At 68.4% G+C, this 23,658-nt stretch carries 26 protein-coding genes; 13 read left to right on the plus strand and 13 right to left on the minus strand.

From position 1 onward, the window contains the following. Positions 1-58: 58 nt before the first annotated feature. A complete protein-coding gene (thiC, locus tag ACWCQM_RS06630) occupies positions 59-1,885 on the minus strand; it encodes a phosphomethylpyrimidine synthase ThiC (protein ID WP_450914215.1) in 1,827 nt (608 codons plus the stop codon). A 197-nt stretch (positions 1,886-2,082) separates the two neighbouring features. Here thiC and ACWCQM_RS06635 point away from each other — a divergent pair, with 197 nt between their 5' ends. After that, entirely contained in the window at positions 2,083-3,438 is a 1,356-nt protein-coding gene (locus ACWCQM_RS06635; RefSeq protein ID WP_450914216.1) for a YibE/F family protein, read from the plus strand. A gap of 63 nt (positions 3,439-3,501) precedes the next feature. On the opposite strand, the gene ACWCQM_RS06640 is transcribed toward ACWCQM_RS06635, so the two are convergent. The 4 genes from ACWCQM_RS06640 to ACWCQM_RS06655 all read right to left on the minus strand — a co-directional run bounded on the left by ACWCQM_RS06640 (position 3,502) and on the right by ACWCQM_RS06655 (position 5,785). Beyond that, positions 3,502-3,939 carry an SsgA family sporulation/cell division regulator gene (locus tag ACWCQM_RS06640; protein WP_073750747.1) on the minus strand — a complete coding sequence of 146 codons (438 nt, stop codon included), beginning with the start codon at positions 3,937-3,939 and terminating at the stop codon, positions 3,502-3,504. Positions 3,940-4,040: 101 nt separating this feature from the next. After that, positions 4,041-4,808 carry an IclR family transcriptional regulator gene (locus ACWCQM_RS06645; RefSeq protein ID WP_450914217.1) on the minus strand — a complete coding sequence of 256 codons (768 nt, stop codon included), beginning with the start codon at positions 4,806-4,808 and terminating at the stop codon, positions 4,041-4,043. A 288-nt stretch (positions 4,809-5,096) separates the two neighbouring features. Beyond that, a complete protein-coding gene (locus tag ACWCQM_RS06650) occupies positions 5,097-5,306 on the minus strand; it encodes a DUF5326 family protein (RefSeq protein ID WP_450914493.1) in 210 nt (69 codons plus the stop codon). Between the two features lie 161 nt (positions 5,307-5,467). Then, positions 5,468-5,785 (minus strand): cupin domain-containing protein, encoded by a 318-nt coding sequence (locus ACWCQM_RS06655; protein ID WP_326737448.1) that lies wholly within the window; start codon positions 5,783-5,785, stop codon positions 5,468-5,470. Between the two features lie 78 nt (positions 5,786-5,863). On the opposite strand from ACWCQM_RS06655, the gene ACWCQM_RS06660 reads away from it, so the two are divergent. The 5 genes from ACWCQM_RS06660 to ACWCQM_RS06680 all read left to right on the plus strand — a co-directional run bounded on the left by ACWCQM_RS06660 (position 5,864) and on the right by ACWCQM_RS06680 (position 9,924). Beyond that, positions 5,864-6,241 carry a phage holin family protein gene (locus ACWCQM_RS06660; protein ID WP_267074685.1) on the plus strand — a complete coding sequence of 126 codons (378 nt, stop codon included), beginning with the start codon at positions 5,864-5,866 and terminating at the stop codon, positions 6,239-6,241. Between the two features lie 128 nt (positions 6,242-6,369). After that, complete coding sequence (locus ACWCQM_RS06665; protein ID WP_450914218.1) at positions 6,370-7,494, plus strand: cystathionine gamma-lyase; 1,125 nt, start codon at positions 6,370-6,372, stop codon at positions 7,492-7,494. Positions 7,495-7,840: 346 nt separating this feature from the next. Then, positions 7,841-8,737 (plus strand): LysR family transcriptional regulator, encoded by an 897-nt coding sequence (locus ACWCQM_RS06670; protein ID WP_450914219.1) that lies wholly within the window; start codon positions 7,841-7,843, stop codon positions 8,735-8,737. Between the two features lie 52 nt (positions 8,738-8,789). Continuing rightward, a complete protein-coding gene (locus tag ACWCQM_RS06675; RefSeq protein WP_073750736.1) occupies positions 8,790-9,269 on the plus strand; it encodes an NUDIX domain-containing protein in 480 nt (159 codons plus the stop codon). Positions 9,270-9,471: 202 nt separating this feature from the next. Next, a complete protein-coding gene (locus ACWCQM_RS06680; RefSeq protein WP_450914220.1) occupies positions 9,472-9,924 on the plus strand; it encodes a DUF2269 domain-containing protein in 453 nt (150 codons plus the stop codon). Here ACWCQM_RS06680 and ACWCQM_RS06685 read toward each other — a convergent pair. Beyond that, complete coding sequence (locus ACWCQM_RS06685; protein ID WP_450914221.1) at positions 9,824-11,068, minus strand: MFS transporter; 1,245 nt, start codon at positions 11,066-11,068, stop codon at positions 9,824-9,826. The genes ACWCQM_RS06680 and ACWCQM_RS06685 overlap by 101 nt on opposite strands. A gap of 139 nt (positions 11,069-11,207) precedes the next feature. On the opposite strand from ACWCQM_RS06685, the gene ACWCQM_RS06690 reads away from it, so the two are divergent. Genes ACWCQM_RS06690 through ACWCQM_RS06700 form a run of 3 tightly spaced genes read left to right on the plus strand, consistent with a single transcriptional unit; the run spans position 11,208 to position 13,358 of the window. Next, complete coding sequence (locus ACWCQM_RS06690) at positions 11,208-11,666, plus strand: MarR family winged helix-turn-helix transcriptional regulator (protein ID WP_450914222.1); 459 nt, start codon at positions 11,208-11,210, stop codon at positions 11,664-11,666. A 27-nt stretch (positions 11,667-11,693) separates the two neighbouring features. Then, on the plus strand, positions 11,694-12,146 hold the full coding sequence (locus ACWCQM_RS06695; RefSeq protein ID WP_450914223.1) for an N-acetyltransferase family protein: 453 nt from the start codon (positions 11,694-11,696) through the stop codon (positions 12,144-12,146). 48 nt (positions 12,147-12,194) lie between these two features. Continuing rightward, complete coding sequence (locus ACWCQM_RS06700) at positions 12,195-13,358, plus strand: winged helix DNA-binding domain-containing protein (protein ID WP_450914224.1); 1,164 nt, start codon at positions 12,195-12,197, stop codon at positions 13,356-13,358. Positions 13,359-13,433: 75 nt separating this feature from the next. Here the strand turns inward: ACWCQM_RS06700 and ACWCQM_RS06705 are convergent, their stop codons facing one another. After that, positions 13,434-14,813: a serine hydrolase domain-containing protein gene (locus ACWCQM_RS06705; protein ID WP_450914225.1), complete on the minus strand. Its 1,380-nt coding sequence runs from the start codon at positions 14,811-14,813 to the stop codon at positions 13,434-13,436. A gap of 69 nt (positions 14,814-14,882) precedes the next feature. Continuing rightward, positions 14,883-16,082 (minus strand): NADAR family protein, encoded by a 1,200-nt coding sequence (locus tag ACWCQM_RS06710; protein ID WP_450914226.1) that lies wholly within the window; start codon positions 16,080-16,082, stop codon positions 14,883-14,885. 141 nt (positions 16,083-16,223) lie between these two features. On the opposite strand from ACWCQM_RS06710, the gene ACWCQM_RS06715 reads away from it, so the two are divergent. Next, the gene (locus tag ACWCQM_RS06715) at positions 16,224-16,394 is read left to right on the plus strand and encodes a hypothetical protein (RefSeq protein ID WP_450914227.1); all 171 of its coding nucleotides are present in this window, start codon (positions 16,224-16,226) and stop codon (positions 16,392-16,394) included. Between the two features lie 108 nt (positions 16,395-16,502). Here the strand turns inward: ACWCQM_RS06715 and dnaB are convergent, their stop codons facing one another. Beyond that, on the minus strand, positions 16,503-17,960 hold the full coding sequence (gene dnaB / locus ACWCQM_RS06720) for a replicative DNA helicase (protein ID WP_450914494.1): 1,458 nt from the start codon (positions 17,958-17,960) through the stop codon (positions 16,503-16,505). A gap of 476 nt (positions 17,961-18,436) precedes the next feature. Here dnaB and ACWCQM_RS06725 point away from each other — a divergent pair, with 476 nt between their 5' ends. Continuing rightward, the gene (locus ACWCQM_RS06725; RefSeq protein WP_450914228.1) at positions 18,437-19,774 is read left to right on the plus strand and encodes an MATE family efflux transporter; all 1,338 of its coding nucleotides are present in this window, start codon (positions 18,437-18,439) and stop codon (positions 19,772-19,774) included. A gap of 176 nt (positions 19,775-19,950) precedes the next feature. Here the strand turns inward: ACWCQM_RS06725 and rplI are convergent, their stop codons facing one another. The 4 genes from rplI to rpsF all read right to left on the minus strand — a co-directional run bounded on the left by rplI (position 19,951) and on the right by rpsF (position 21,671). Further along, positions 19,951-20,397 carry a 50S ribosomal protein L9 gene (gene rplI / locus ACWCQM_RS06730; RefSeq protein ID WP_014155197.1) on the minus strand — a complete coding sequence of 149 codons (447 nt, stop codon included), beginning with the start codon at positions 20,395-20,397 and terminating at the stop codon, positions 19,951-19,953. An 18-nt stretch (positions 20,398-20,415) separates the two neighbouring features. Further along, positions 20,416-20,652: a 30S ribosomal protein S18 gene (rpsR, locus tag ACWCQM_RS06735; protein ID WP_003967857.1), complete on the minus strand. Its 237-nt coding sequence runs from the start codon at positions 20,650-20,652 to the stop codon at positions 20,416-20,418. Between the two features lie 42 nt (positions 20,653-20,694). Then, positions 20,695-21,309, minus strand: coding sequence for a single-stranded DNA-binding protein (locus tag ACWCQM_RS06740; RefSeq protein WP_073750718.1), 615 nt, complete (start codon positions 21,307-21,309; stop codon positions 20,695-20,697). Between the two features lie 71 nt (positions 21,310-21,380). Further along, entirely contained in the window at positions 21,381-21,671 is a 291-nt protein-coding gene (gene rpsF / locus ACWCQM_RS06745; protein ID WP_006604399.1) for a 30S ribosomal protein S6, read from the minus strand. A gap of 286 nt (positions 21,672-21,957) precedes the next feature. Between rpsF and ACWCQM_RS06750 the strand changes: the two genes are divergently transcribed. Next, positions 21,958-22,314 carry a hypothetical protein gene (locus ACWCQM_RS06750; protein ID WP_450914229.1) on the plus strand — a complete coding sequence of 119 codons (357 nt, stop codon included), beginning with the start codon at positions 21,958-21,960 and terminating at the stop codon, positions 22,312-22,314. A gap of 184 nt (positions 22,315-22,498) precedes the next feature. Next, complete coding sequence (locus tag ACWCQM_RS06755; protein ID WP_073750714.1) at positions 22,499-23,617, plus strand: lipid II:glycine glycyltransferase FemX; 1,119 nt, start codon at positions 22,499-22,501, stop codon at positions 23,615-23,617. The last annotated feature ends 41 nt before the right edge of the window (positions 23,618-23,658 follow it).

The following is a 23,658-nucleotide window of genomic DNA, read 5'->3' on the forward strand; positions in this document are numbered from 1 at the left end:
CCTCCGCCTCCGGTCTGACGCCCGGCCTGGCGGGCCCGCCTCCGCCGAGGCGGCCGGGTCAGCCGGCCGACCCGCCGCCCGTCTCCGCGATCGGCAGGTAGACCCTGTTGCCCGCCGCCGCGAACTCCCTGGACTTCTCGGCCATCCCCGCCTCGATGTCAGCCTGTTCGTCCCCGTGCTCCCGCCGGATGTCGTGGGAGATCTTCATCGAGCAGAACTTCGGGCCGCACATCGAGCAGAAGTGCGCCGTCTTCGCGGGCTCCGCCGGCAGGGTCTCGTCATGGAACTCCCGTGCCGTGTCCGGATCCAGGGCCAGGTTGAACTGATCCTCCCAGCGAAACTCGAACCGCGCGTCCGACAGCGCGTCGTCCCACTCCTGCGCCCCCGGGTGCCCCTTGGCGAGGTCCGCCGCGTGCGCCGCGATCTTGTACGTGATGACGCCCGTCTTCACGTCGTCGCGGTTCGGCAGCCCCAGGTGCTCCTTGGGCGTGACGTAACAGAGCATCGCCGTCCCCCACCAGGCGATCATCGCCGCACCGATGCCCGACGTGATGTGGTCGTAGGCGGGAGCGACGTCCGTGGTCAGCGGGCCCAGCGTGTAGAACGGCGCCTCTTCGCAGATCTCCTGCTGGAGATCGATGTTCTCCTTGATCTTGTGCATCGGGACGTGCCCCGGGCCCTCGATCATCGTCTGGACGCCGAACCTCTTCGCGACGGTGTTGAGTTCGCCGAGGGTGCGGAGTTCGGCGAACTGCGCCTCGTCGTTGGCGTCGGCGATGGAGCCCGGACGCAGCCCGTCGCCGAGCGAGTACGTCACGTCGTAGGCCGCGAGGATCTCGCAGAGCTCCTCGAAGTGCTCGTACAGGAACGACTCCTTGTGGTGCGCGAGGCACCAGGCCGCCATGATCGACCCCCCGCGGGAGACGATCCCGGTCTTGCGCCGGGCCGTCAGCGGGACGTACGGCAGCCGGACTCCGGCGTGCACCGTCATGTAGTCGACGCCCTGCTCGGCCTGTTCGATCACCGTGTCCTTGTAGATCTCCCAGGTCAGCTCCTCGGCCCGGCCGTCGACCTTTTCCAGGGCCTGGTAGAGGGGCACCGTGCCGATCGGGACGGGGGAGTTGCGCAGGACCCACTCACGGGTCGTGTGGATGTTGCGGCCGGTGGAAAGGTCCATGACCGTGTCGGCGCCCCACTGGGTGGCCCAGGTCATCTTGTCCACCTCCTCCTCGATGGAGGACGTGACCGCGGAGTTGCCGATGTTGGCGTTGACCTTCACCAGGAACCGCTTGCCGATGATCATCGGCTCGGTCTCCGGGTGGTTGACGTTGGCCGGAAGGACGGCCCGGCCCGCGGCGATCTCCTCGCGCACGACCTCCGGTCCGACGTTCTCCCTGATCGCCACGTACTCCATCTCCGGGGTGATCTCCCCCCGGCGGGCGTACGCGAGCTGCGTGACCGGCCGCCCATCGCGGCTGCGGCGAGGCTGACGGGGGCGGCCGGGGAAGACCGCGTCGAGGTTGCGCAGGCCACCGCGCGGCGACGTGTGCTTGAGCCCGTCGTCCTCGGGGCGCGCGGGGCGGCCCGCGTACTCCTCGGTGTCCCCGCGGGCGGTGATCCAGTTCTCCCGGAGGGGCGCGAGGCCCCGGCGTACATCGGTGTCGGTGGCGGGATCGGTGTACGGCCCGGACGTGTCGTACAGCGTCACGTCCTTGCCGTTGGTGAGGTGCACCTGACGGACCGGCACCCGGAGGTCCGGGCGCGAGCCCTGGACGTATCCCTTGTGCCAGCCGATGGACTTCCCAGCCTCGTCGCTCTTCTGAACATCCTGCGCATTCTGCGCAATTCGCCCCGAGGCAGGCGTGCGTGCGTCCGCTGTGGTCATGAGACCTACTCCCTACGCCGGCATTACCCGGTAACAGGTTCGGCGGTCGGCGCAGCGTGTCCCGTATGGATGTACGGAGGTCAGCGCCCTCTCAGCCCGGTGCTCCGAGCTCCCGCGTGTGCAAATGTGCCTCCACGCTAACCTCCGGTCCCGCGTGCTGACCAGAGGGCCTCCCCCGTTCTTGGGATGATCGCCCCGTGACGTCTCCCGGAAGCGCCCCCGAACCACACGGCCCCGCGACAGGAAGTTCGCAGAGCCATGTGCACGCCCACTCGCACACTCACGGCCCCGCCGCGCCCGTGTCCAAGCACCTGCGCAAGGTCATCGCCGCCGTGGTGATCCCCTTCGCCACGGCGGTGCTCGTCGGCCTCGTGGCCTTCTGGCCAGGCGGCGCACCCGCCCATGAGCGCACAGGTGTCGGCTTCGACCGGCAGACCCAGGACGGGCGGGTGACGAAGGTCGTGTCGGTCGACTGCGCGGACGTCAACGCCTCCCAGGTGCCGGCGACCGGCGACACGTCCACGGCCTCGGGGCAGGAGGCCGTCAACGAGCAGTCCGGGGAGTGCAAGAAGGCCACGGTCGAGGTGACGACCGGTGACGACAAGGGCCGTACGTTCGTCGAGGTCATCCAGCCGGACGCCCCCCGGCAACTGCGCGAAGGGCAGAAGGTGGTCGTGGCGTACGCGCCCGACGCCCCCCGCGACCTGCAGTACTCGGTGACGGACCTGGACCGCTCGGTCCCGATGGCCCTGCTGGCCGGGATCTTCGCCCTCGCGGTCATCGTGGTCGGCAGGATGCGCGGGCTGATGGCGCTGATCGCGCTCGTCGTCTCCTTCGGCGTGCTGACCCTGTTCATCCTGCCCGCGATCCTGCAAGGGTCGAATCCGCTGGTGGTCGCGGTGATCGGGTCGAGCGCCATCATGCTGATCGCCCTCTACACCTGCCACGGACTGACGGCCCGCACCTCCGTGGCCGTGATCGGCACCCTCATCTCACTGCTGCTGATCGGGCTGTTGGGCTCCCTGTTCATCGGCTGGGCCGGCCTGACCGGCAACACGGACGACAACACCGGTCTCATCCACGGGCTGTATCCGGAGATCGACATGAGCGGCCTGCTGCTGGCCGGTGTGATCATCGGTTCGCTCGGTGTGCTCGACGATGTGACCGTCACCCAGACGTCGGCGGTCTGGGAACTCCACCAGGCGGACCCGACGATGGGCGTACGACGGCTCTACCGGGCAGGTATCAGGATCGGGCGCGACCACATCGCCTCGGTGGTCAACACCCTCGTACTCGCCTACGCGGGCGCCGCGCTTCCCCTGCTGCTGCTCTTCTCCATCGCCCAGAGCAGCGTGGGCACGGTGGCCAACAGCGAGCTGGTCGCGGAGGAGATCGTCCGGACGCTGGTGGGATCTATCGGGCTGGTCGCCTCGGTGCCGGTGACGACGGTGCTCGCGGCCCTGGTGGTCTCCGCGGACCGTACGGGGCTCGGCGCGGAAGCCGGAGCTCCTGCACCCGCACGGACCGGGAGGGGCCGACGTCGCAAGGCGTGAGCCAGGACGCCGGACTCATGGCCCCGGACCACCGGTGTTCGATGTTCAGCCGGACCTTCCTGGTCAGCCGGCGTTCTGTTCCTTGGCCAGGATGCGGCCGAGCGCCTCTTCAAGATTGCCGTCGAAGTCACCCAGCGTGTGCTCCTGTCCCAGTGGCACCAGCTTGTCCGTCCGGTCGAGAAATGCCACAAGAGGCGCCGTTCCGGCCCGGAAGAGCGCACGGTCGGCGCCGACCTGAAGACGGATGTGTACATCGGAGAGCCCTTCGGGCTCGGTCGGGCCGATGTGCACATCCCCGTCACCACTGGGGCTGTTGAGACCGTCGAGCAGCAGCTCGCGGCCGAAAGCCCAGGTGACGGGGGCGTCACCGGGGAGGTGGAAGGTCATCCGGATCGCATACGGATCGCTGACCTCGTACCGGAGCTCCACAGGAATACGGAACGAGAGCTCCTCGGAGACGAGGAAGCTCATCATGACCTCTGCTTGAACCGACTCGCGCATCGTTCAACCCCGCAGTAGATGAATCTGGCCAGGAATGATCCCCCATGGCCCTATTGACGCCATCGTGGTGCAAGCGATAGCAGATCACAAGGAGTGATTTTTCAGATACTGATAGAGAACACGAACGAGCGCAAGAGGGTGGTCACTTCGCAGCGTAGTTGTTCGACTGCGGCAAGCAACCGTTCTTCTTGGTGCAAGGGGAGAGAAACAGCCATCGCCGCCACGGCAGAACCGACAGTGATCGGAATGGCAGCGCAGACCGTTCCGATGGCGTACTCCTGTCGTTCAATGACAGGTTCCGTACGTTTCATCGATCGCAACCGGTCCAGAAACGCCTGACGGTCCCTTACGGAGTAACGCGTCAGCTGCCGGACGGGATGCCGGTCCAGATGATCCTCCCGCGCGCGCTCGTCGAGCTGGCCCAGGAGGCACTGCCCGAGAGCGTGCGCATGGCCCGTCTCACGGAACGAGACCCACTCACGCACCGCGGGGCATGAGGGGGTGTCGGCCACGGCGACCATCTCGATCTCGCCCTCGCGGTACAGGGCGCAGTACACCGGGGCACCGATGACGTCCGCCCAGTGCGCGAGCGAGTCGACGATCACACCGGGACGAGGAGTCGCTGGGCCGCCGCCCAGCCGCTCGGCAGCGGCGCCGAAGAGGAAGACGCCGTTCTCCCTGCGGAGATAGCCCTCATGGGTCAGGGTGCGCAGCAGGTGGTAGGCGGTGGGGAGCGGCAGGCCCGCCTCCCGGGCGAGCTGCTTCGCCGGTGCCCCGTCCCGATGGGTGCCCACAGCCTCCATAAGTCTCAACGCCCGCTGAACGGAACCGATCAACGTCGGGACAGCGGTACTCGATGCCGTGGTCACAGGTCACCCCCAGGCATGGTGACGGGCTGTCAGCCCTCCCGCGGGGGCCGCCCCCACGGGCCCGCCGCGAGCCTGGGGTCCGGAGACCGGACAGTCGCACAAACCACTGGGCAGGATGGTGACGGACCGTCATTTCCCAGCTGGCGGCAGCGGTACGCAACTGTATCGGCACGTTCAGTCACGAGTGAGGTTTCATCCCGGACTTAGCTCAGCTGGGCTAACGGCCGAATCCGCGGCCGGACACCTGTCCGTCACGCCGTCACACGATCCGGCGTACGCCTGCCGTTCCTACCAGTCGCTGCGCTCGGACGAGGACATGAACTTCCGTACGACGAAGATCAGACCGCCCACCAGGACGACGAAGACCAGCGCCTTGAACAGCAGCCCGACGACGAACCCGACCACGCTGGCGATCAGGCCGCCGAACACCACGATCGCGATCAGGGGCACCGCGACCCACTTCACCCACCAGGGCATCCCCGCGAAAATCTCCCGCACCGCCATCGCCGTTACCTCGTCTCTGTGAGTACCTGCTGCTTCGATGCTAGAGGCGCGGGGGAGGCCGACGGGGTGCCGGGAGCCCTTGAAGTCCCCTGAGCGGTCCCCTAGGGAACGCGGGGGCCGGCGACCACCGGCCCCTGAGGGGAAGCCCGGGGCGCTCAGCCCTCCGGCGGGGAGAAGACCACCATCACCCTGAGGTCCTCGGTGATGTGGTGGAATTTGTGCGCTGTCCCGGCGGGAACGTAGACGACGCTCCCCCGCCCCACCTGTGTGGTCTCCATGCCGACCGTGATCGAGGCCCGGCCGCTCACGACGAAGTACACCTCGTCCTGCTTGTGCGGCTGCTGGGGGTCGAGCTCGCCGGCGTCCAGGGCGTACAGGCCGACGGACATGTTGCGTTCCCTGATGAACTGCAGATAAGCGCCGTCGTTGGCGGCGCGTTCCGCCTCCAGCTCGTCGAGTCTGAATGCCTTCATCGTCCGTCCGCCCCTCGCGCCCGTGCTCGGCTGTCCTGCCGGTGTCCACCACCGATCATGTCTGCCACGATCAGACACATGAAGAATTTCGTAGTCAAGACGATCGCCAACGCGGGTGCGCTGGCCGTGGCCATCTGGCTGCTCCAGGACATCACGCTCACCGGTGACAACACCGGGCGCAAGGTGCTCACGCTGATACTGGTGGCGCTGCTGTTCGGCCTGGTGAACTTCATCGTCAAGCCGTTCGTGAAGCTCCTCACCCTGCCCCTGTTCATCCTGACGCTCGGGCTGATCACGCTGGTGGTCAACGCCCTCATGCTGCTGCTGACCTCCTGGCTCGCCGACCTCGTGAATCTGAACTTCCATGTCGACGGTTTCTGGACCGCGGTCCTGGGCGGCCTGATCATCTCGGTCGTGTCCTGGGCCCTCAACGTCGTGCTGCCCGACGAGGACTGAACCAGCACCTGACGGGCGCGGTCCGGACGGTCCGGTGAACACCGGGGAGAGATCCCGGTGCAGGCCGGAGAGGTTCCGGTGCACGCAGGAGAGGTTCCGGTCCACGCCGGAGAGACGAGGAGAGAACGATGAGCACCACGGGCGACGGAACACGAGCGGTCCGAGCGGGCCTTCCCGAACCGGAGCAGTACGAACCCACGCTCCCGGGTCCCGTCTTCGCCGCGCACTTCCATCTGTCCGGCGAGCCGGTCGGCCCCTATACCTACGGTCGCGAGACGAACCCGACCTGGACCCACCTGGAACGGGCCATCGGCGAGCTGGAGGCCCCGGGGGAGCAGGTCGGGACGACGGTCTTCGCCTCCGGGATGGCGGCCGTATCGGCCGTGCTCCTCTCCCAGGCGCGCATGGGCGACGTCGTGGTCCTGCCGGGCGACGGCTACCAAGCGCTCCCCCTTGTACGGGAACAGCTGGAGGCGTACGGCGTCGAGGTGCGCACCGCGCCGACCGGCGGCAATGCCCAGCTGGAGCTTCTGGACGGGGCGAAGCTGCTGTGGATCGAGACGCCCTCCAACCCCGGGCTCGACGTCTGTGACGTGCGCGCGCTCGTGGAGGCCGCGCACGCGGCGGGTGTGCTGGTCGCGGTCGACAACACGCTGGCCACCCCACTGGGGCAGCGCCCCCTCGAACTGGGGGCGGACTTCTCGGTGGCCAGCGACACCAAGGGCATGACCGGGCACGGAGACATCCTGCTCGGCCATGTGAGCTGCCGGGATCCGGAGCTCACCGCGGGGGTACGCCGCTGGCGCAAGGTCGTGGGGGCGATCCCCGGCCCGATGGAGGCCTGGCTCGCGCACCGTTCGCTGGCCACGCTGCAGCTGCGGATCGACCGGCAGTGCGCGACCGCACTCGCCCTGGCCGAGGCACTGGCCGGGCGTGCGGACGTGGCAGGGCTGCGCTACCCGGGACTGCCCGGTGATGCCTCGTATCCGACGGCCGTCCGGCAGATGCGGCGCTTCGGCTCCGTGGTCTCGTTCGTGCTGGCCGACGAAGCCACGGCGGAGCGTTTCCTCGCCGGGCTCCGGCTGGTCGACGACGCGACCAGTTTCGGCGGGCTGCGCTCCACCGCCGAGCGCCGGGCGCGCTGGGGCGGGGACGCGGTACCCGAGGGCTTCATCCGCTTCTCGGTCGGAGCCGAGGACCCGGAGGATCTGCTCGCGGACGTGGAACGCGCCCTGGACGAGGCCGCGCGCTGACGTCGGGGCCCTCTCTGACCGGACCCGCAGTCCGAGTCCGGCGCTCTCCCGTCCGGTGCTGGTTCCGGTTCCGTCCCTGGTCCTGGCAGGGCCGGACCGGGACGGGCGTCCCCGTCGACCGGCCCGGCCCTGCCCGGGACGGGTGGACCGAGCCTCCCCCCTCGTGGCTCGGCCCACCCCGGTTCCTGCGCCTAGAACCGCCTGGACAAGGCTAGTTGACTCTGCGTCAGTGTCCAATCACAGTAGCGACAGCGGCCTATCGACATATTTATAGTTGGGGCGTTCGCGAAGGACGGTGCCGAACGGCGCAGCGTCGGAGAGTGCCGCAGGGCGGAGAGGGCGGACCATGGACCTGGCCCTGCTGCGCACGTTCGTCACGGTGCACCGGGCGGGTTCGTTCACCCGGGCAGCCGCGCTGCTCGGGCTGTCCCAGCCCGCCGTCACCTCGCAGATACGCACGCTGGAACGGCAGCTGGGGCGCCCCCTCTTCCTGCGCCGGGCCCGTGGGGTGACCCCGACCACCGTCGGCGACGAGCTCGCGCACCGGGCCGCGCCTCATCTGGACGCGCTGGTCGACATCGTCGAGGCCGGTCTGGACGAGGAATCAGGCGTACGGACCCTTCATCTGGCCGGTCCTCCGGAGTTCACATCCCTCCGCGCCCTCCCCGCCCTGACCCCCCTCGTCTCCCAGGGCCTCGCGCTGCGCAGCACGTTCCTCGCGAACACCGAGGAGACGCTGGAGGGCCTGGCCGCCGGACATCATGATCTGGCCATCACGACGGCCCGTCCGCGCGGTGGTCTGCTGACGTCGACCACACTCTGCGACGAGGAGCACGTGCTCGTCGCGGCACCGCGCTGGGCCGGGCGCCTGGGGCCCGGGGCACTGCGGCACAAGGGCTCCGTGCTCCTGGAGCAGCTGCCGGTGGTCGAGGTGCATGAGAGCCTGCCTCTGATCTCCCGCTACTGGGCCGCTGTGTTCGACAGCCGTCCCGCCGCCTCCGCCGCGGTGATCGCACCGGATCTCCGCGCGGTTCTGGAGAGCGCCGCAGCGGGCGCCGGCCTCGCCGTGCTGCCGCGCTATCTCTGCGAGAACGCGCTGGAGCGAGGAGAGGTCGTGGCCCTGCTCGACCCTCCGGTACCCCCGCTGCGCACGTACTTCCTCATCGCACGGACCGGCACACTCGGTCTTCCTCACATTGCGCGGGCGCACGAGTGGCTGGTGCGTGCTGCCGTGGACTGGTGACCGGTCGGCCGACGAGAGTTTCAGACGGGGTTTCCTGGGCCACTCTCTTGCCATGACCGAACGTCCCGTGGTCAAGCGCACAGCACGCGCCGTCCTGCTCGACGGCGATGACCTCATCCTGATCAAACGCACCAAACCCGGGGTCGACCCGTACTGGCTCACGCCTGGTGGTGGCGTCGAGCCGGAGGACGCCACCGTGGTCGACGCACTGCACCGTGAGGTCGACGAGGAGCTCGGCGCCAAGGTCGTCGATGTCGTGCCCTGTTTCGTCGACACCGTCGAGCACATCGCCGGCGGCGGCGTCAAAGGCGTGAAGGTGCAGCACTTCTTCGTCTGCCGACTGGCCTCGATGGATCTGTCGCGCCGGCACGGCCCGGAGATCGACGAGCCCTGCGGGGAGTACGAGGTCGTACGCGTGCCCTTCAGCCGCGTCGGCATCGCGGCCGTCCATCTCGTGCCCCTGTCCCTGCGGCACTATCTGGACGGCAATATCGAGGGCGTGCGAGCGATGCACGCACCCGACCTGGGCTGAGACCTGGCCCGAAGGGCGGTCCGGACGGTTCCGGGCGAGCCCGAGGGCCGCCGGCCCTCGCATCTCGCGTACGCCGGGGCCAGTAGGCGCAGATACTCCCGCTGTTGGACGACTGCTCACTCTGCGCTTGACACCGTGTTTCACGTGAAACCACAAGCGCCCTGTCCGGCGCAGCATCCTCGTCGCCCACGTAGCGGTCTCCGTGAGCTGGCTGGGCCTCACCGTGGGGCTGCTTGCTCTGGGCCTCACCGCGTTCCTCACCAAGGACGCCACGATGGCTCAGGCAGTCACCCGCGCCATGAAGGTCTTCGGCGACTGGCTCGTGGTTCCGGTCGCCCTGGTCTCTCTTCTCAGCGGCCTTGTGCTGGCGCTGGGCACCCCGTGGGGCCTGGCCAGGCATCGATGGGTCTGGACGAAGTTCTGGCTGACGCTGATCACAGCGGGGCTGTCGGTTCTCTCCCTCCGCCCGGGTCTCGACGAGGCCGCGGCCAGGGGCGCCGCCGACATCGACCTCGTCATCGCGCCCTCGGTGGCCACGGCCACGTACGTCTTCATCACCGCGATATCGGTGCTGAAGCCATGGGGCCTGACGCGGCGGGGGCGACGTCTGGTGCAGACTCGGGAGCGTGCGCGGCAACCACTCGGCCTCGGGTGACCGTACGGCGCTCCAGTGCGCCGGAGAGCAGCGCCAGGAGCAGCGCCGACGCAGCGAGGGCGGCGCCGACCCAGTTGGGCGCCGTGTATCCGAGCCCGGCCGAGATGACGATGCCGCCGAGCCACGCCGAGAGTGCGTTTCCGAGGTTGAAGGCCCCGATGTTGACGGCCGAGGCCAGAGTGGGCGCACCGGCCGCCTGGTCGAGGACCCGCTTCTGAAGCGGCGGTACGGTCGCGAAGCCCAGACCGCCGATGAGAACGATGGTGATCGCCGCGGCGATCTTGTTGTGCGCGGTCAGGGTGAAGAGGGCGAGCACGGCGGCAAGCGCGCCGAGCGACACGTACAGCATCGGCATCAGGTGGCGGTCGGCGAACTTTCCGCCGAGCAGATTCCCGCCGACCATGCCGAGCCCGAAGAGGACGAGCAGCCAGGTCACGGACGAGGTCGCGTAACCGGCGGTCTCCGTCATCATCGGAGTGATGTAGGTGATCGCCGCGAAGACGCCACCGAAGCCCAGGACGGTCATCGCCATGGCGAGCAGCACCTGCACATTGCGGAACGCGGCCAGCTCGTGGCGGATCCGTACGCCCTCGGCCTTCGGCTGCTCGGGGATCAGCTTCGCCACACCGAGCAGGCCCAGGACACCGAGCGCGGCGACGACGAGGAACGTGATGCGCCAGCCGAAGTTCTGACCGATGAACGTCCCCAGCGGAACACCGACGACATTGGCCACGGTGAGCCCGGTGAACATCATGGCGATGGCACCGGCCTTCTTCTCCGGGGCGACCAGATCCGCCGCCACCACCGATCCGATGCCGAAGAAGGCTCCGTGGGCGAGCGAGGCGATGACTCGGCCGGCGAGCATCACGCCGAAGACGGGGGCGATCGCGGAGACCACGTTGCCCACGATGAAGAGCCCCATCAGGAGCATCAGCATGCGCTTCCGGGTCACCCGGGTACCGAGGAAGGTCATCAGCGGAGCGCCGAGAACCACCCCGAGCGCATAGCCCGTGACAAGGAATCCTGCGGTCGGGATCGAGACCTGGAAGTCCGCCGCGACATCGGGGAGCAACCCCATGATCACGAACTCGGTGGTTCCGATACCGAATGCCCCTATGGCGAGGGCGAGGAGCGCGAGCGGCATGGGTTCACCTTTTCTGGAGATTGCGTCTGCGCCTTACAAGCGTCCACAATAATTGCAGACGCTTGTTAATTGCAAGCGCGGGCTATTGCGCACCTGCCCTATCCTGGATGCAAGCAGCTCCCGCACGGAGGAGAGACCCATGACAGCGACCGATCCCGCACTGACGGCCCTCGCCCAGAGCTGGTGCGCCCTCTCTCTGCTCCACGGGAAGATCGAGGCCCGCATCGAGAAGGCCCTGCAGTCCAACCACGGCCTCAGCGCGCGTGAGTTCTCGCTGCTCGACGTCCTGAGCCGCCAGCACAGCGGCACGGGCGGGCACCTCCAGATGAAGCAGGTGGCGGACGCCGTGGTGCTGAGCCAGAGCGCCACGACCCGGCTGGTCACCCGGCTCGAGGACCGGGGTCTGCTCACCCGGTACCTGTGCGACACGGACCGGCGGGGCATCTACACGGACGTCACGGAAGCGGGCCTCACGCTGCTCGGTGAGGCCAGGCCCACCAACGACACCGCGCTGCGGGCCGCTCTCGACGAGGCCGCGGAGAATCCGGAGCTGGCTCCGCTCGTCCGGACGGTCGAGGCTCTGAAGGTCCCCGCCTGAGCCGGCGGGTTGCGTAGTCTGCCGATCATGAGCGATCTCGACATACGCCCCGCTGCACCCGACGACATCCCGGCGATCGTGGCCATGCTCGCCGACGACCCGCTCGGCGCGCAGCGTGAGTCTCCGGACGACCTCACCCCCTACCGCACGGCGTTCCGTCGGCTCGCGGACGACCCGAACCAGCACCTGGTCGTGGCGGTGCGCGAGGAGCGCGTCGTCGGCACCCTCCAGCTCACGATCGTTCCCGGGCTGTCCCGGCGAGGTGCGACCCGTTCGGTCATCGAGGGTGTCCGTGTCCACGCCGATGAGCGCGGCAGCGGCCTCGGCACCCAGCTGATCCAGTGGGCGGTCGACGAGTCACGGCGCCAGGACTGCCAGCTGGTGCAGCTGACGTCGGACGCCACCCGCACCGACGCCCACCGCTTTTACGAGCGGCTCGGGTTCACCGCGAGCCATGTGGGCTTCAAACTCGCTCTCTGAGCCCGGCTCCAGGGAGCCCCGGGCCGTGCAGCGCTTCGGGAGGGACGCATGTACCGCATCGACGACGAACAGCGCAGGGCGAGGCTCGGCCGACGGCATCTGCTCACTCCGTCCGCACGGGCCAGCTCCGCCGTAGAGGTGGCCGACGCCTTGGTGGCCCTGCACGCGACCGACGCCGCCACGGTGTACCTCTCCGTGTGCGCGCGGCTGCGCGACCCCGATGCCGGAGCCGTGGAGCGAGCGCTCTACGAGGACGTATCGCTGGTGCGGCTGCTCTCCATGCGGAACACCCTGTTCACGGTGTCCTCGGAGGTCGCCCCGCTGGTCGACGCGTCCAACGCCCGGACCGTGGCGGCCGACGAGCGTCGCAGGCTCCTCAAGCACCTGCGCGAGGACGGCAAAGGGCTGGACGAGCGGTGGCTCGCCGACACCGAGCGGGAGACCCTCGCCGTCCTGGCCGCCCGGGGGCAGGCCACGGGAAGCGAACTGTCCGCCGCCGTACCCGCCCTCCGTACGAAGATCACCGTCTTCCCCGGCACGAAGCAGGAGACGGTGCAAGGAATCGCTTCCCGGGTGATCCGTGTGCTGGCCGCCGAGGGGCGCATCCGACGGGACCGGCCGCGCGGTTCCTGGACCTCCAGCCAGTTCCGCTGGACGGCGTCCGAGCCCTGGCCCGCCGCGGAGCCCGCCGGAGCGCGGGCGGAGCTCGCAGCCCGCTGGCTCCGCTCCTACGGTCCGGCGACGGAAGCGGACCTGAAATGGTGGACGGGGTGGGGCGTCCGCCAGACGCGCGCCGCTCTGGCCACCTCCGGTGCCGAGGAGGTCCTGCTCGACAGCGGAGCCGTCGGCTGGGTGGCCCCCGGGGACCTCGCCACCGAACCGTCTCCGGAGCCCTGGGCGGCCCTGCTGCCCGGTCTCGACCCCAGCGCGATGGGCTGGGCCGACCGTGGCTTCCACCTGTCCGCAGCTCACCGCGCCTCGCTCTTCGACCGCGCCGGCAACATCGGACCCACGGTGTGGGTGAACGGCGAGATCGTGGGCGGATGGGCTCAGCGGCCGGACGGTGAGCTGGTGTGGCGACTGCTGTCCGACGTGGGCCGGGATGCCTCACACCTCATCGAGGCGGAGGCCTCCCGGCTCTCGGCATGGCTGGGCGAGGTGAGGATCACTCCCCGCTTCCGTACGCCGCTCGAGCGCGAGTTGACCGCCTGAACCGTCCGCCGAGCAGCAGTGCATCACGTGCTCCGGCCGGTCCGGCGTTTCACGTGAAACGCCGGACCGCCGTGCTCAGAGGGAGAGCCCCCTCCAGCCCTCGTCGTCCACACCACCCGGAACGGCGGCAGTCCGGTCGTACGGCTCCCGGGTGAAGACGAAGGACCCGAGGTCGAGGTGGTCCACCGTGCCGTCCTCGGCACGCACGGCACGGAGGGTCTCCCCCGCGTAGTACCCGTTGAGGCCCTTCCACGTCCCGTCCGGACACGCGCTGAAGCGGGCCGAGCGCCCGGCGCCCCGCAGCGGCAGAAGCTCGATGCCACGGTCCGGGAGCAGCCTCAGGCCGTACACATAGGTGCCCCAGTACCAGGGCCCGGTCAGCGCCAGCAGCTCTTCATCGACCTGGGGCAGGGGCCGCCAGGGCTCCGGGATCCTCGGCTCCGCCTCGGCCACGATCTCCAGCAGGTCACCGGCCACCGCCCCCGTCAGCGGCCCCGAGGTGGCGTTGGAGAGCACCACGGCTGCCACGTCGTCCTCGACGCTGAACCACAGCGCGGCCAGGAAGCCGGGCAGCGACCCCGAGTGGCCGAGGAGTGTCCGGCCCTTGCGCCGCACGACCTGAAGACCGAGCGCGTACGCTCCGTCCCAGTCACCGGCTTCTGGCGGAGCAGCAGGGGCACGCATCTCCTCGACCGAGGAGGCCCTGAGCACGCGTTCGTCACCTCGCGCCAGGAAGGCGGCGAACCGGAGCAGATCGGTGGTGGTCGACCAGAGCTGCCCCGCAGGCGCCATCAGCCCGAGATCCTCCGCCGGCTCGGGCAGCATGACATCGGCCCACGGATGGACCGCCCAGCCGCCGGCATGCGGGGCGACCGCCTGCTGGGTCGTACGGTCCATCCCCAGCGGTTCCAGGATCTCGCGGCGCAGCACCTCGGCCCACGTGTCGCCCCGCAGCTTCTCCACGAGTGAGCCGAGCAGTGTGTAGCCCGGGTTCGAATAGTGGTGCCCGTGGCCGGACCGGTGGATCAGCGGCCCCTCACCGAGCACATCGGCGAGCTCCGGGCGCGTGGTCCCCGGCGTCCGCTCCCACCAGGGCGCGGGTGTCTCGGCCGCCAGGCCGGCGCTGTGGCCGAGCAGTTGGAATACGGTCACCTGCCCGGCGCCCGTGCCGGGCAGGTGCTTCTCCAGGGGGTCGTCCAGATCGATCAGCCCCTCGTCACGCAGGCGCATCACCAGCACTGCGGTGAACGTCTTGGTGATGGAGCCGATCCTGAACTGCGTGTCACCATCGGGCTCGTGGCCCTCCACACAGCTCCGCGCACCGCTCCAGGCGATCCGTCCGTCCCTCTGAACGGCGGCGACCAGGGAAGGGGTCCGGCCTTCGGCCTGCGCCGTGGCGACGCGGTGGAGCAGGGCACGGCGAGTGGTGGGGAGCAGGGGTTCGGATGAGGTCATGCTCCAGCATGACCCGGGAGTTCGTCCGCTGACGAACGCGTTTCACGCCTCCCCGAGGGTCCGGCACGTCTACTCACGAGGTGCGCGTGGTCGAGCACTCTCACCGCTCAGCAGCTCTTCCTGGTTCAGGACGCCGGCGTTCTCGGGCCGGAGCAACCGCTGGGCAACGAGCTCGGAGCGGGTCAGCTCGAGCAACCGCCCCATCCAGTTCCTGCCACGGCTGTCGGGGACGTCTCTCCAGAAGGGTGAGTCCGAGAAGCCGGTGTAGCTGATCCTGGCGTCCCCTGTGGAAACGAGGACCTGGGCGAGTTCGGGGTGCTGACCGAACTTCGCGCGAAGGAGCTCCGCCATGACCGCGAGCCGGACCACAGGCCAGTCACTCCTGCGCGTTGCCCGGCCACCCAGGTCATGCGCCTCTCTGCCGGAAGCCGCATCCCGGATTCTGCTTCTCTCGGAAGCGTCGGCCGCTGACAGTGCCCAGTATCCGTGCAGTACGGACGCATAGGAATCGCCGGCCAGCACGATCCGGGCAGGGAAGTCGTTGCGGAGCACGAACAGACCCGGCTGCTCGGGCCACCCCTGGGGGAAGACGGTTTCGTGCGAGATGAGAGCCGGGCGACCGGGTTCTGAAGGATCGTCGGCATGCTGGACGGCTCGTCGCTCCTGCTCGCTCTTCACTCCCTGGTCTCCGCGGCTGAAGTAGTCCAGGACGCCCTGATGCATCTGTGCTGTCACTACCGGGCCATCTCCGTCGACGGCCTCACCGACATCGGTGAGCATGATGCGCAAGGGACGATCCTGGCGGTCCATGTCTCCGAGGACATAGATCCGAAGGTGCGGTGGAACCGCCAGATATGCCGCTCGGAGACGTTCTCGGTTGGGCTCGTCCGGCTCCTCCTGAAAGCGACGGATCGCATCCCAGCAACGCTGCCCGGCAGTCGGCCGCTCGTTGAGGGCTTCGATGCGGTCAGCGACCTCCAGAAGGAACCCTTCCGGTGTCAGCGGTTCGCCATGACGGGAGGCCCACTTCGAGGGTTCGTCGGTACATGGATTCCCGGGGTCGGTCACGGCCAGTCGGCCCGTCGTCAGCATCTTCGCGAGGCCGGCCAGGTCCGTGTGTTCTTCGCAGCTGATCGCGCCATCCGCGAAGACGACCAAGTCGTCGAGGTAGTACTCCCCACCCGGTCGGTAACGCCGCCAGATGTGGCACCAGGCCCCGTCGATTCTCTCCCCGTCCACCATCCGATATGTCGGTCCACGCCAGGTCATGGGCGCACGCTACCGCCGGCGGGACGATCATGGGAGTGGCACGGGAGTCTTCGGGCCCGCGGAGTGCAGGTTCTCGCTTTCGGCGTCACGTCGCGGCCCCCCACCTGCGGGTGTTGGCGTTGTCTCACGCGTCACCAGCCCATGCGGGATGGCGCGGCGGCCGAGCACTACCGGACACGGACCGTCTCCCAGGAGAAGGTCTTGACCGCGATGCTCGGCTGGGCTGTCGGCAAGGCCGACTGGAAGACCGACTTCATGTGGAACAACGTCGGATCGCAGTTCGAGGCGGATGACACCAAGACTCTGGGCTGACACAACCCGGTGCTGACGACTGCTACGACCCACCCCCCGAGGGGAACGTCACTCGGACATCGCGCCTGAGACCAGGACACGAGATCTGAGACTCTGCAACGAGCGCGATCAGGTCTGTGCCATGTCCACGAAGCGCGAGTAGTGGCCCTGGAACGCCACGGTGATCGTCGCCGTGGGGCCGTTACGGTGCTTGGCCACGATCAGGTCGGCCTCTCCCGCGCGGGGGGACTCCTTCTCGTACGCGTCCTCCCGGTGCAGCAGGATCACCATGTCGGCGTCCTGCTCGATGGAGCCCGACTCACGCAGGTCGGACACCATCGGCTTCTTGTCCGTGCGCTGTTCGGGACCACGGTTCAGCTGGGAGAGGGCGATGACGGGAAGCTCCAGCTCCTTGGCGAGGAGCTTGAGGTTTCGGGACATGTCCGAGACCTCCTGCTGCCGGCTCTCCGCCCGCTTGGCGCCGCCGGACTGCATCAGCTGGAGGTAGTCGATGACCACCAGCTTCAGTTCGTTGCGCTGCTTGAGGCGACGGCACTTCGCACGGATCTCCATCATCGAGAGGTTCGGCGAGTCGTCGATGTAGAGCGGAGCCGCTGAGACGTCCGGCATGCGCCGGGCCAGCCTCGTCCAGTCCTCGTCGGTCATCGTGCCGGAGCGCATGTGGTGGAGGGCCACCCGGGCCTCGGCGGACAGAAGGCGCATCGCGATCTCGTTGCGCCCCATTTCCAGGGAGAAGATCACGCTCGGCAGGTTGCTCTTGATCGAGCAGGCGCGGGCGAAGTCCAGCGCCAGGGTGGACTTACCCATGGCGGGGCGGGCCGCGATGACGATCATCTGGCCGGGGTGCAGGCCGTTCGTGAGGGCATCGAGGTCGGTGAAGCCGGTGGGTACGCCGGTCATCTCGCCGCTGCGCGACCCGATGGCCTCGATCTCGTCGAGAGCACCCTCCATGATGTCGCCCAGCGGAAGATAGTCCTCGCTGGTGCGCTGCTCCGTGACGGCGTAGATCTCGGCCTGCGCCGAGTTCACGATCTCGTCGACGTCGCCGTCAGCGGCGTATCCCATCTGCGTGATCTTGGTGCCGGCCTCGACGAGACGTCGGAGCACGGCCCGCTCATGGACGATTTCCGCGTAGTACGAAGCGTTGGCCGCGGTCGGGACCGACTGGACCAGGGTGTGCAGATACGGCGCCCCGCCGACCTTGGTGATCTCACCCCGCTTGACCAGCTCGGCCGCCACGGTGATGGGGTCGGCGGGCTCGCCCTTGGCATAGAGGTCGAGGATCGCCGTGTAGACCGTCTCGTGCGCCGGACGGTAGAAGTCATGGCCCTTGATGATCTCCACGACGTCTGCGATGGCGTCCTTGGAGAGCAGCATGCCGCCCAGGACGGACTGCTCGGCATCGAGATCCTGCGGAGGCACCCGCTCGAAACCGGACGGGCCGCCGTCCCAGCCGCCCTCGCGGCCCCGCTCGTGCTGCTCGTCGCGCCCCTTGCCCTCTCCGCGGCGCTGACGGGAAACGGGCAGACGGTCACTGGGACCGACGTCGGCCCAGGGATCGTCCAAAGGCTCGGGAATGCTCACCGGGCCACCTCCTCCCGTCCGCTTCGCGGACCTAGCCGTGCCACTCTTTCTTACGGCACGGCACCGACAAACAAGACGCCCGACTCCGGTTCCGGCGCGTCAAGTTCTGGTGGCTTCCAAGCCGGAACGGAGTGCGGGCGCCGCACCACGGTAGGCCGGTCGGCACCGTCAGCCAATCTGGTTATCCACAGGGCATGTGGACGACGGACCAGATGCTGTGGAGAACCCGTCCGATCCTGTGCACGGACCGGGGGACAGCACTGTGGACAAACTCATACGGGAATGGCCAGGACGCCCCTGACCTGGTGTTTCTCCATCCACCGGCTGTGGGAGAGAAAAACTTTTGGCTCCAGCTCAAGATCACCGGAACCGACCAGCGGCCGAACCCGAAACCTGGCATCAGGTAAGGACCCCAACCGCATTGCATCTCTTACCTGTGGAAGATTAGATTGACCCCCATGACCAAGGCCTCCACGACGCAGCCGCCCTCCCGCCGCCGGCACGACCGCGAGATCATCGCACTCGCCGTGCCGGCCTTCGGCGCGCTCGTCGCCGAGCCGCTTTTCGTCATCGTCGACAGCGCCATCATCGGTCACCTCGGCACCCCCCAACTCGCGGGACTGGGGGTCGCCGCGGCCCTGCTGACCACCGCGGTGAGCATTTTCGTCTTCCTCGCCTACGCCACCACGGCCGCCGTCGCCCGCCGGGTCGGCGCGGGCGATCTGGCCTCCGCCATCCGCCAGGGTATGGACGGCATCTGGCTCGCCCTGCTGATCGGCGCCGCCGTCGTCGCCGCCACACTCCCCCTGGCCCCATGGCTGGTCGAGATCTTCGGAGCGTCGGACACCGCGGCCCCGTACGCCATCACCTATCTGCGGATCTCCAGCCTCGGCATCCCCGCGATGCTCGTGGTGCTCGCGGCGACGGGCGTGCTGCGCGGACTTCAGGACACCCGCACACCGTTGTACGTCGCCATCGGTGGCTTCGCGGCCAACGGCGCCCTCAACGCGGCACTCGTCTACGGCGCCGGGCTCGGTATCGCCGGATCGGCCTGGGGCACGGTCATCGCCCAGGCCGGCATGGCGCTGGCCTACCTGGTCGTCGTGGTGCGTGGGGCCCGTCGGCACGGAGCCTCACTGCGCCCCGACGCCGCCGGAATCCGCGCCAGCGCCCAGGCGGGGGTTCCGCTGCTCGTGCGCACTCTCTCCCTGCGGGCGGTCCTGATGATCGCCACCGCTGTCGCCGCGCGACTCGGCGACACGGACATCGCCGCACACCAGATCATCCTGTCGCTCTGGAGCCTCGCGGCCTTCGCCCTGGATGCGATCGCTATCGCGGGACAGGCCATCATCGGCCGCTATCTCGGAGCGAACGACGCCAAGGGGGCCCGCGAGGCATGCCGGCGCATGGTCCAGTGGGGCATCGCGTCAGGAGTGGTGCTCGGGCTGCTGATCGTGCTCGCCCGGCCTCTGTTCATCCCGCTGTTCACCAGCGACGACTCGGTGCAGGACACTCTGCTGCCCGCCCTGCTCGTCGTCGCGCTCTCCCAGCCGATCGCCGGAGTGGTCTTCGTCCTGGACGGAGTACTGATGGGGGCCGGTGACGGCCGCTATCTCGCCTGGGCCATGATCCTGACCCTGGCCGTCTTCGCTCCGGTCGCCCTGCTCGTCCCCAGCTTCGGCGGTGGCCTCACCACTCTCTGGTGGGCGATGACCCTGATGATGGCGGTCCGGCTGCTGACACTCTGGATGCGTATGCGCTCAGGCCGCTGGATCGTGACCGGAGCCACGCGCTGAACGACCCGCCTCCGCCGGTCCGCCCCGGGCCGGTCGGCCACCAGCCTCCCGCTCCGTTTCACGTGAAACGAGGCCGCGGCCGGGAACGACAGAGCGCCGGACAACGCAGGGCAGAAACGACGAAGGGCCGCACCCAGTGGGTGCGGCCCTTCACCTAGCTCTGCTGAGCTGTGCCCTTAGGCAGCAACGACCTCGATACCGAGCTTCGCGGCGACCTCGGGGTGCAGACGGACGGACACCTGGTGTCCGCCGAGCGTCTTGATCGGCGAGCCGAGCTCGACGCGACGCTTGTCGACGTCCGGACCACCGGCGGACTTGATCGCCGAGGCGATGTCGGCCGGGGTGACGGAGCCGAAGAGGCGGCCGGCGTCGCCGGAGCGAACAGCCAGACGGACCTTCACGGCCTCGAGCTTGGCCTTGATCTCGTTGGCCTGCTCGATCGTCGCGATCTCGTGGATCTTGCGGGCGCGGCGGATCTGCGCCACGTCCTTCTCGCCGCCCTTGGTCCAGCGAATGGCGAAGCCACGCGGAACCAGGTAGTTACGGGCGTACCCGTCCTTGACGTCCACGACGTCGCCGGCGGCACCGAGGCCAGTGACCTCGTGGGTGAGGATGATCTTCATGATTCGGTCACCCTTCCCTTATCGCGCGGTGGACGTGTAGGGCAGCAGCGCCATCTCACGGCTGTTCTTGACTGCCGTGGCGACGTCACGCTGGTGCTGCGTGCAGTTGCCGGTGACGCGGCGGGCACGGATCTTGCCGCGGTCGGAAATGAACTTCCGCAGCATGTTCGTGTCCTTGTAGTCCACGTACTGGGTCTTGTCCTTGCAGAAAGCGCAGACCTTCTTCTTAGGCTTGCGCACAGGCGGCTTCGCCATGGTGTTTCTCCTGTGTGATCAAGAAGTGGGGTACGAGCAGCCCTAGAAGGGAGGCTCGTCCGAGTAGCCGCCGCCGGAACCGCCGGAACCGCCGGAGCTTCCGCCCCAGCCGCCCCCGCCGCCCTGCTGGCCCCCGCCCTGGCCGCCGGCCGGAGCGCTGGTGGCCCACGGGTCGTCGGCGGGAGCACCGCCGCCGCCCTGCTGGCCGCCGCCACCGGGACCGCCGCCCCAGTTGCCGCCGCCCTGCTGGCCGCCGCCGTATCCACCCTGGCCGCCGCCCTGGCCACCGCGACCGGTGGTCTTGGTGACCTTGGCCGTGGCGTTCTTCAGGCTGGGGCCGACTTCCTCGACGTCCAGCTCGTAGACCGTGCGCTTGACGCCCTCACGGTCCTCGTAGGACCGCTGCTTCAGCCGGCCCTGCACGACGACGCGCATGCCTCGCTGGAGCGACTCCGCGACGTTCTCCGCCGCCTGACGCCAGACCGAGCAGGTGAGGAACAGGCCTTCGCCGTCCTTCCACTCATTGGTCTGCCGGTCGAAGATGCGGGGAGTGGACGCGACACGGAACTTCGCGACCGCCGCACCGGACGGGGTGAAGCGCAGCTCGGGGTCGTCGACGAGATTGCCGACGACCGTGATGACGGTCTCGCCTGCCATGGGTGAACCTCTCGGCGGGGATTGCTTCTGGCTGCTTGCTACTCGAACCCGATGACCGCTGAGCTAGACGCTCAGTGGGTCTCGGGACGGAGGACCTTGGTCCGGAGGACCGACTCGTTCAGGTTCATCTGTCGGTCGAGCTCCTTGACGACCGCAGGCTCGGCCTGCAGGTCGATGACCGAGTAGATGCCCTCAGGCTTCTTCTTGATCTCGTAAGAGAGACGACGACGGCCCCAGGTGTCGACCTTCTCGACCTTTCCGTTGCCCTCGCGGACGACGGAGAGGAAGTTCTCGATCAGCGGGGAGACTGCTCGCTCCTCGAGATCGGGGTCGAGGATGACCATCACCTCGTAGTGACGCATGTGGAACCCACCTCCTTTGGACTCAGCGGCCACGGTCGTTCCGTGGCAGGAGGGTCGTGATGCGTGAGCATCAGTGTCTCCGAGTAAAACAGCCGCCACTGACAACGCCCGTCTTCAAGAGTCGAGGGGGGCCGCAGTGCTGGCTCAGGGCAGACACCGGTGCAGACCGTACAGAGTACCCGCAGACAGGCTTCCGGTTGAAATCCGGTGTTCAGGGCGCACAATCGAGACAGATGCGGTGTGAGAGGCACTACATTGCACCGCCCTTCCCGCCAGGAGGTGCTCCATGGCACAGACCATCCGGCCTGCCGGCAGCAGGCCCGTTCCCCGCCGGGTTTCCGGAGCCCGTCCGGCCACCGGGTCCCTCTTCGCCACGGACGGCAAGCCCCATCCGCTCCAGGAAACGCTGATGCTGGTGACCGGGGTCCTCGGAGTCCTCGCGTTCGTCACCGCGATGTTCCACAGCCTGCACCTGATCAGCTCGTGGGCCGGGCTGATCGGCATCCTGACCGGCGCGTACGGGCAGTACATCTCCCGGACCACCTGGGAGCGTTTCGGTCTGATCATGGGGATCGGCGCATCCGCCGTCGGCTTCTACCTCGGCATGGCGCACGGCGGCCTCTTCGGCGGCGTGATCACCTGACCGGCAGAGCGGCGGCCGACGGCATCGAGCCCCCGCGCGCAGCGCTCCGACGGGCAATCCCTCACGGATGGCGCCCGGTCCGGTCCAGACGGGCCAGACCGGGCGCGCCTCGGTCACAGTAGGCTTCGGCGCGAGAGCCGGAGCCCCTGACCGATGGGGACACACCTGCCGAGGAGCGCCCCGCATGAGCCTGACCCTGAGGACCATCAGCCGAGAGCAGCATCTGGCCTACATCCAGAATCTGCCCTCGGCCAGTCACTGCCAGGTCCCGGCGTGGGCTGACGTGAAAACGGAGTGGCGCTCGGAGAACCTGGGCTGGTTCGACAAGAACGGCGAGATGGTCGGCGCGGGCCTGGTGCTCTACCGCCAGCTCCCCAAGATCAAGCGCTACCTCGCCTACCTCCCCGAGGGCCCGGTCATCAACTGGTACGCCCCGAATCTGGACGACTGGCTCCAGCCGATGCTCGCCCATCTGAAGCAGCAGGGCGCCTTCTCGGTGAAGATGGGCCCGCCCGTGGTCATCCGCCGCTGGGACTCGGCCGCCATCAAGTCAGGCATCCAGGATCCCGATGTGAAGCGCCTGCGTGACGTCGAGGCCAGCCACATCGAGCCGCGTGCCTTCGAGGTCTCGGACCGGCTGCGGAAGATGGGCTGGCAGCAGGGCGAGGACGGCGGCGCCGGCTTCGGCGACGTACAGCCCCGCTACGTCTTCCAGGTGCCGCTCGCCAACCGCTCGCTCGAGGACGTCCTCAAGGGCTTCAACCAGCTCTGGCGCCGCAACATCAAGAAGGCCGACAAGGCCGGTGTCGAGGTCGTCCAGGGCGGCTACGAGGACCTCGCCGAATGGCAGCGCCTGTACGAGATCACCGCCGTGCGCGACCACTTCCGCCCGCGCCCGCTCTCGTACTTCCAGCGCATGTGGACGGTGCTCAACTCCGAGGACCCCAACCGCATGCGGCTGTACTTCGCGCGGCACAACGGCGTGAACCTGTCGGCTGCCACGATGCTCGTCGTCGGGGGGCACGTCTGGTATTCCTACGGCGCTTCGGACAACATCGGACGCGAGGTCCGTCCCTCGAACGCCATGCAGTGGCGCATGCTCCGCGACTCGTACGCGATGGGTGCCACCGTCTACGACCTGCGCGGGATCAGCGATTCGCTGGACGAGACCGACCATCTCTTCGGCCTGATCCAGTTCAAGGTCGGCACCGGCGGGGAAGCCGTCGAGTACGTCGGCGAGTGGGACTTCCCCCTCAACAAGCTGCTCCACAAGGCACTAGACATGTACATGTCGCGACGCTGACCGCGTTCCGGCCTCCATCCATCCGCTCCTCCCTCCCTCTC

The sequence above is a fragment of the Streptomyces sp. NPDC002125 genome, assembly GCF_053593715.1.

Excerpts from the sequence above, each read along its gene's own strand:
- thiC (WP_450914215.1), bottom strand. The coding sequence starts at position 1,885 with ATGACCACAGCGGACGCACGCACGCCTGCCTCGGGGCGAATTGCGCAG.
- ACWCQM_RS06640 (WP_073750747.1), bottom strand. The coding sequence starts at position 3,939 with ATGCGCGAGTCGGTTCAAGCAGAGGTCATGATGAGCTTCCTCGTCTCC.
- ACWCQM_RS06655 (WP_326737448.1), bottom strand. The coding sequence starts at position 5,785 with ATGAAGGCATTCAGACTCGACGAGCTGGAGGCGGAACGCGCCGCCAAC.
- ACWCQM_RS06660 (WP_267074685.1), top strand. The coding sequence starts at position 5,864 with ATGAAGAATTTCGTAGTCAAGACGATCGCCAACGCGGGTGCGCTGGCC.
- ACWCQM_RS06665 (WP_450914218.1), top strand. The coding sequence starts at position 6,370 with ATGAGCACCACGGGCGACGGAACACGAGCGGTCCGAGCGGGCCTTCCC.
- ACWCQM_RS06670 (WP_450914219.1), top strand. The coding sequence starts at position 7,841 with ATGGACCTGGCCCTGCTGCGCACGTTCGTCACGGTGCACCGGGCGGGT.
- ACWCQM_RS06675 (WP_073750736.1), top strand. The coding sequence starts at position 8,790 with ATGACCGAACGTCCCGTGGTCAAGCGCACAGCACGCGCCGTCCTGCTC.
- ACWCQM_RS06685 (WP_450914221.1), bottom strand. The coding sequence starts at position 11,068 with ATGCCGCTCGCGCTCCTCGCCCTCGCCATAGGGGCATTCGGTATCGGA.
- ACWCQM_RS06690 (WP_450914222.1), top strand. The coding sequence starts at position 11,208 with ATGACAGCGACCGATCCCGCACTGACGGCCCTCGCCCAGAGCTGGTGC.
- ACWCQM_RS06695 (WP_450914223.1), top strand. The coding sequence starts at position 11,694 with ATGAGCGATCTCGACATACGCCCCGCTGCACCCGACGACATCCCGGCG.
- ACWCQM_RS06700 (WP_450914224.1), top strand. The coding sequence starts at position 12,195 with ATGTACCGCATCGACGACGAACAGCGCAGGGCGAGGCTCGGCCGACGG.
- ACWCQM_RS06705 (WP_450914225.1), bottom strand. The coding sequence starts at position 14,813 with ATGACCTCATCCGAACCCCTGCTCCCCACCACTCGCCGTGCCCTGCTC.
- ACWCQM_RS06710 (WP_450914226.1), bottom strand. The coding sequence starts at position 16,082 with ATGACCTGGCGTGGACCGACATATCGGATGGTGGACGGGGAGAGAATC.
- ACWCQM_RS06715 (WP_450914227.1), top strand. The coding sequence starts at position 16,224 with ATGCGGGATGGCGCGGCGGCCGAGCACTACCGGACACGGACCGTCTCC.
- ACWCQM_RS06725 (WP_450914228.1), top strand. The coding sequence starts at position 18,437 with ATGACCAAGGCCTCCACGACGCAGCCGCCCTCCCGCCGCCGGCACGAC.
- rplI (WP_014155197.1), bottom strand. The coding sequence starts at position 20,397 with ATGAAGATCATCCTCACCCACGAGGTCACTGGCCTCGGTGCCGCCGGC.
- rpsR (WP_003967857.1), bottom strand. The coding sequence starts at position 20,652 with ATGGCGAAGCCGCCTGTGCGCAAGCCTAAGAAGAAGGTCTGCGCTTTC.
- ACWCQM_RS06740 (WP_073750718.1), bottom strand. The coding sequence starts at position 21,309 with ATGGCAGGCGAGACCGTCATCACGGTCGTCGGCAATCTCGTCGACGAC.
- rpsF (WP_006604399.1), bottom strand. The coding sequence starts at position 21,671 with ATGCGTCACTACGAGGTGATGGTCATCCTCGACCCCGATCTCGAGGAG.
- ACWCQM_RS06750 (WP_450914229.1), top strand. The coding sequence starts at position 21,958 with ATGGCACAGACCATCCGGCCTGCCGGCAGCAGGCCCGTTCCCCGCCGG.
- ACWCQM_RS06755 (WP_073750714.1), top strand. The coding sequence starts at position 22,499 with ATGAGCCTGACCCTGAGGACCATCAGCCGAGAGCAGCATCTGGCCTAC.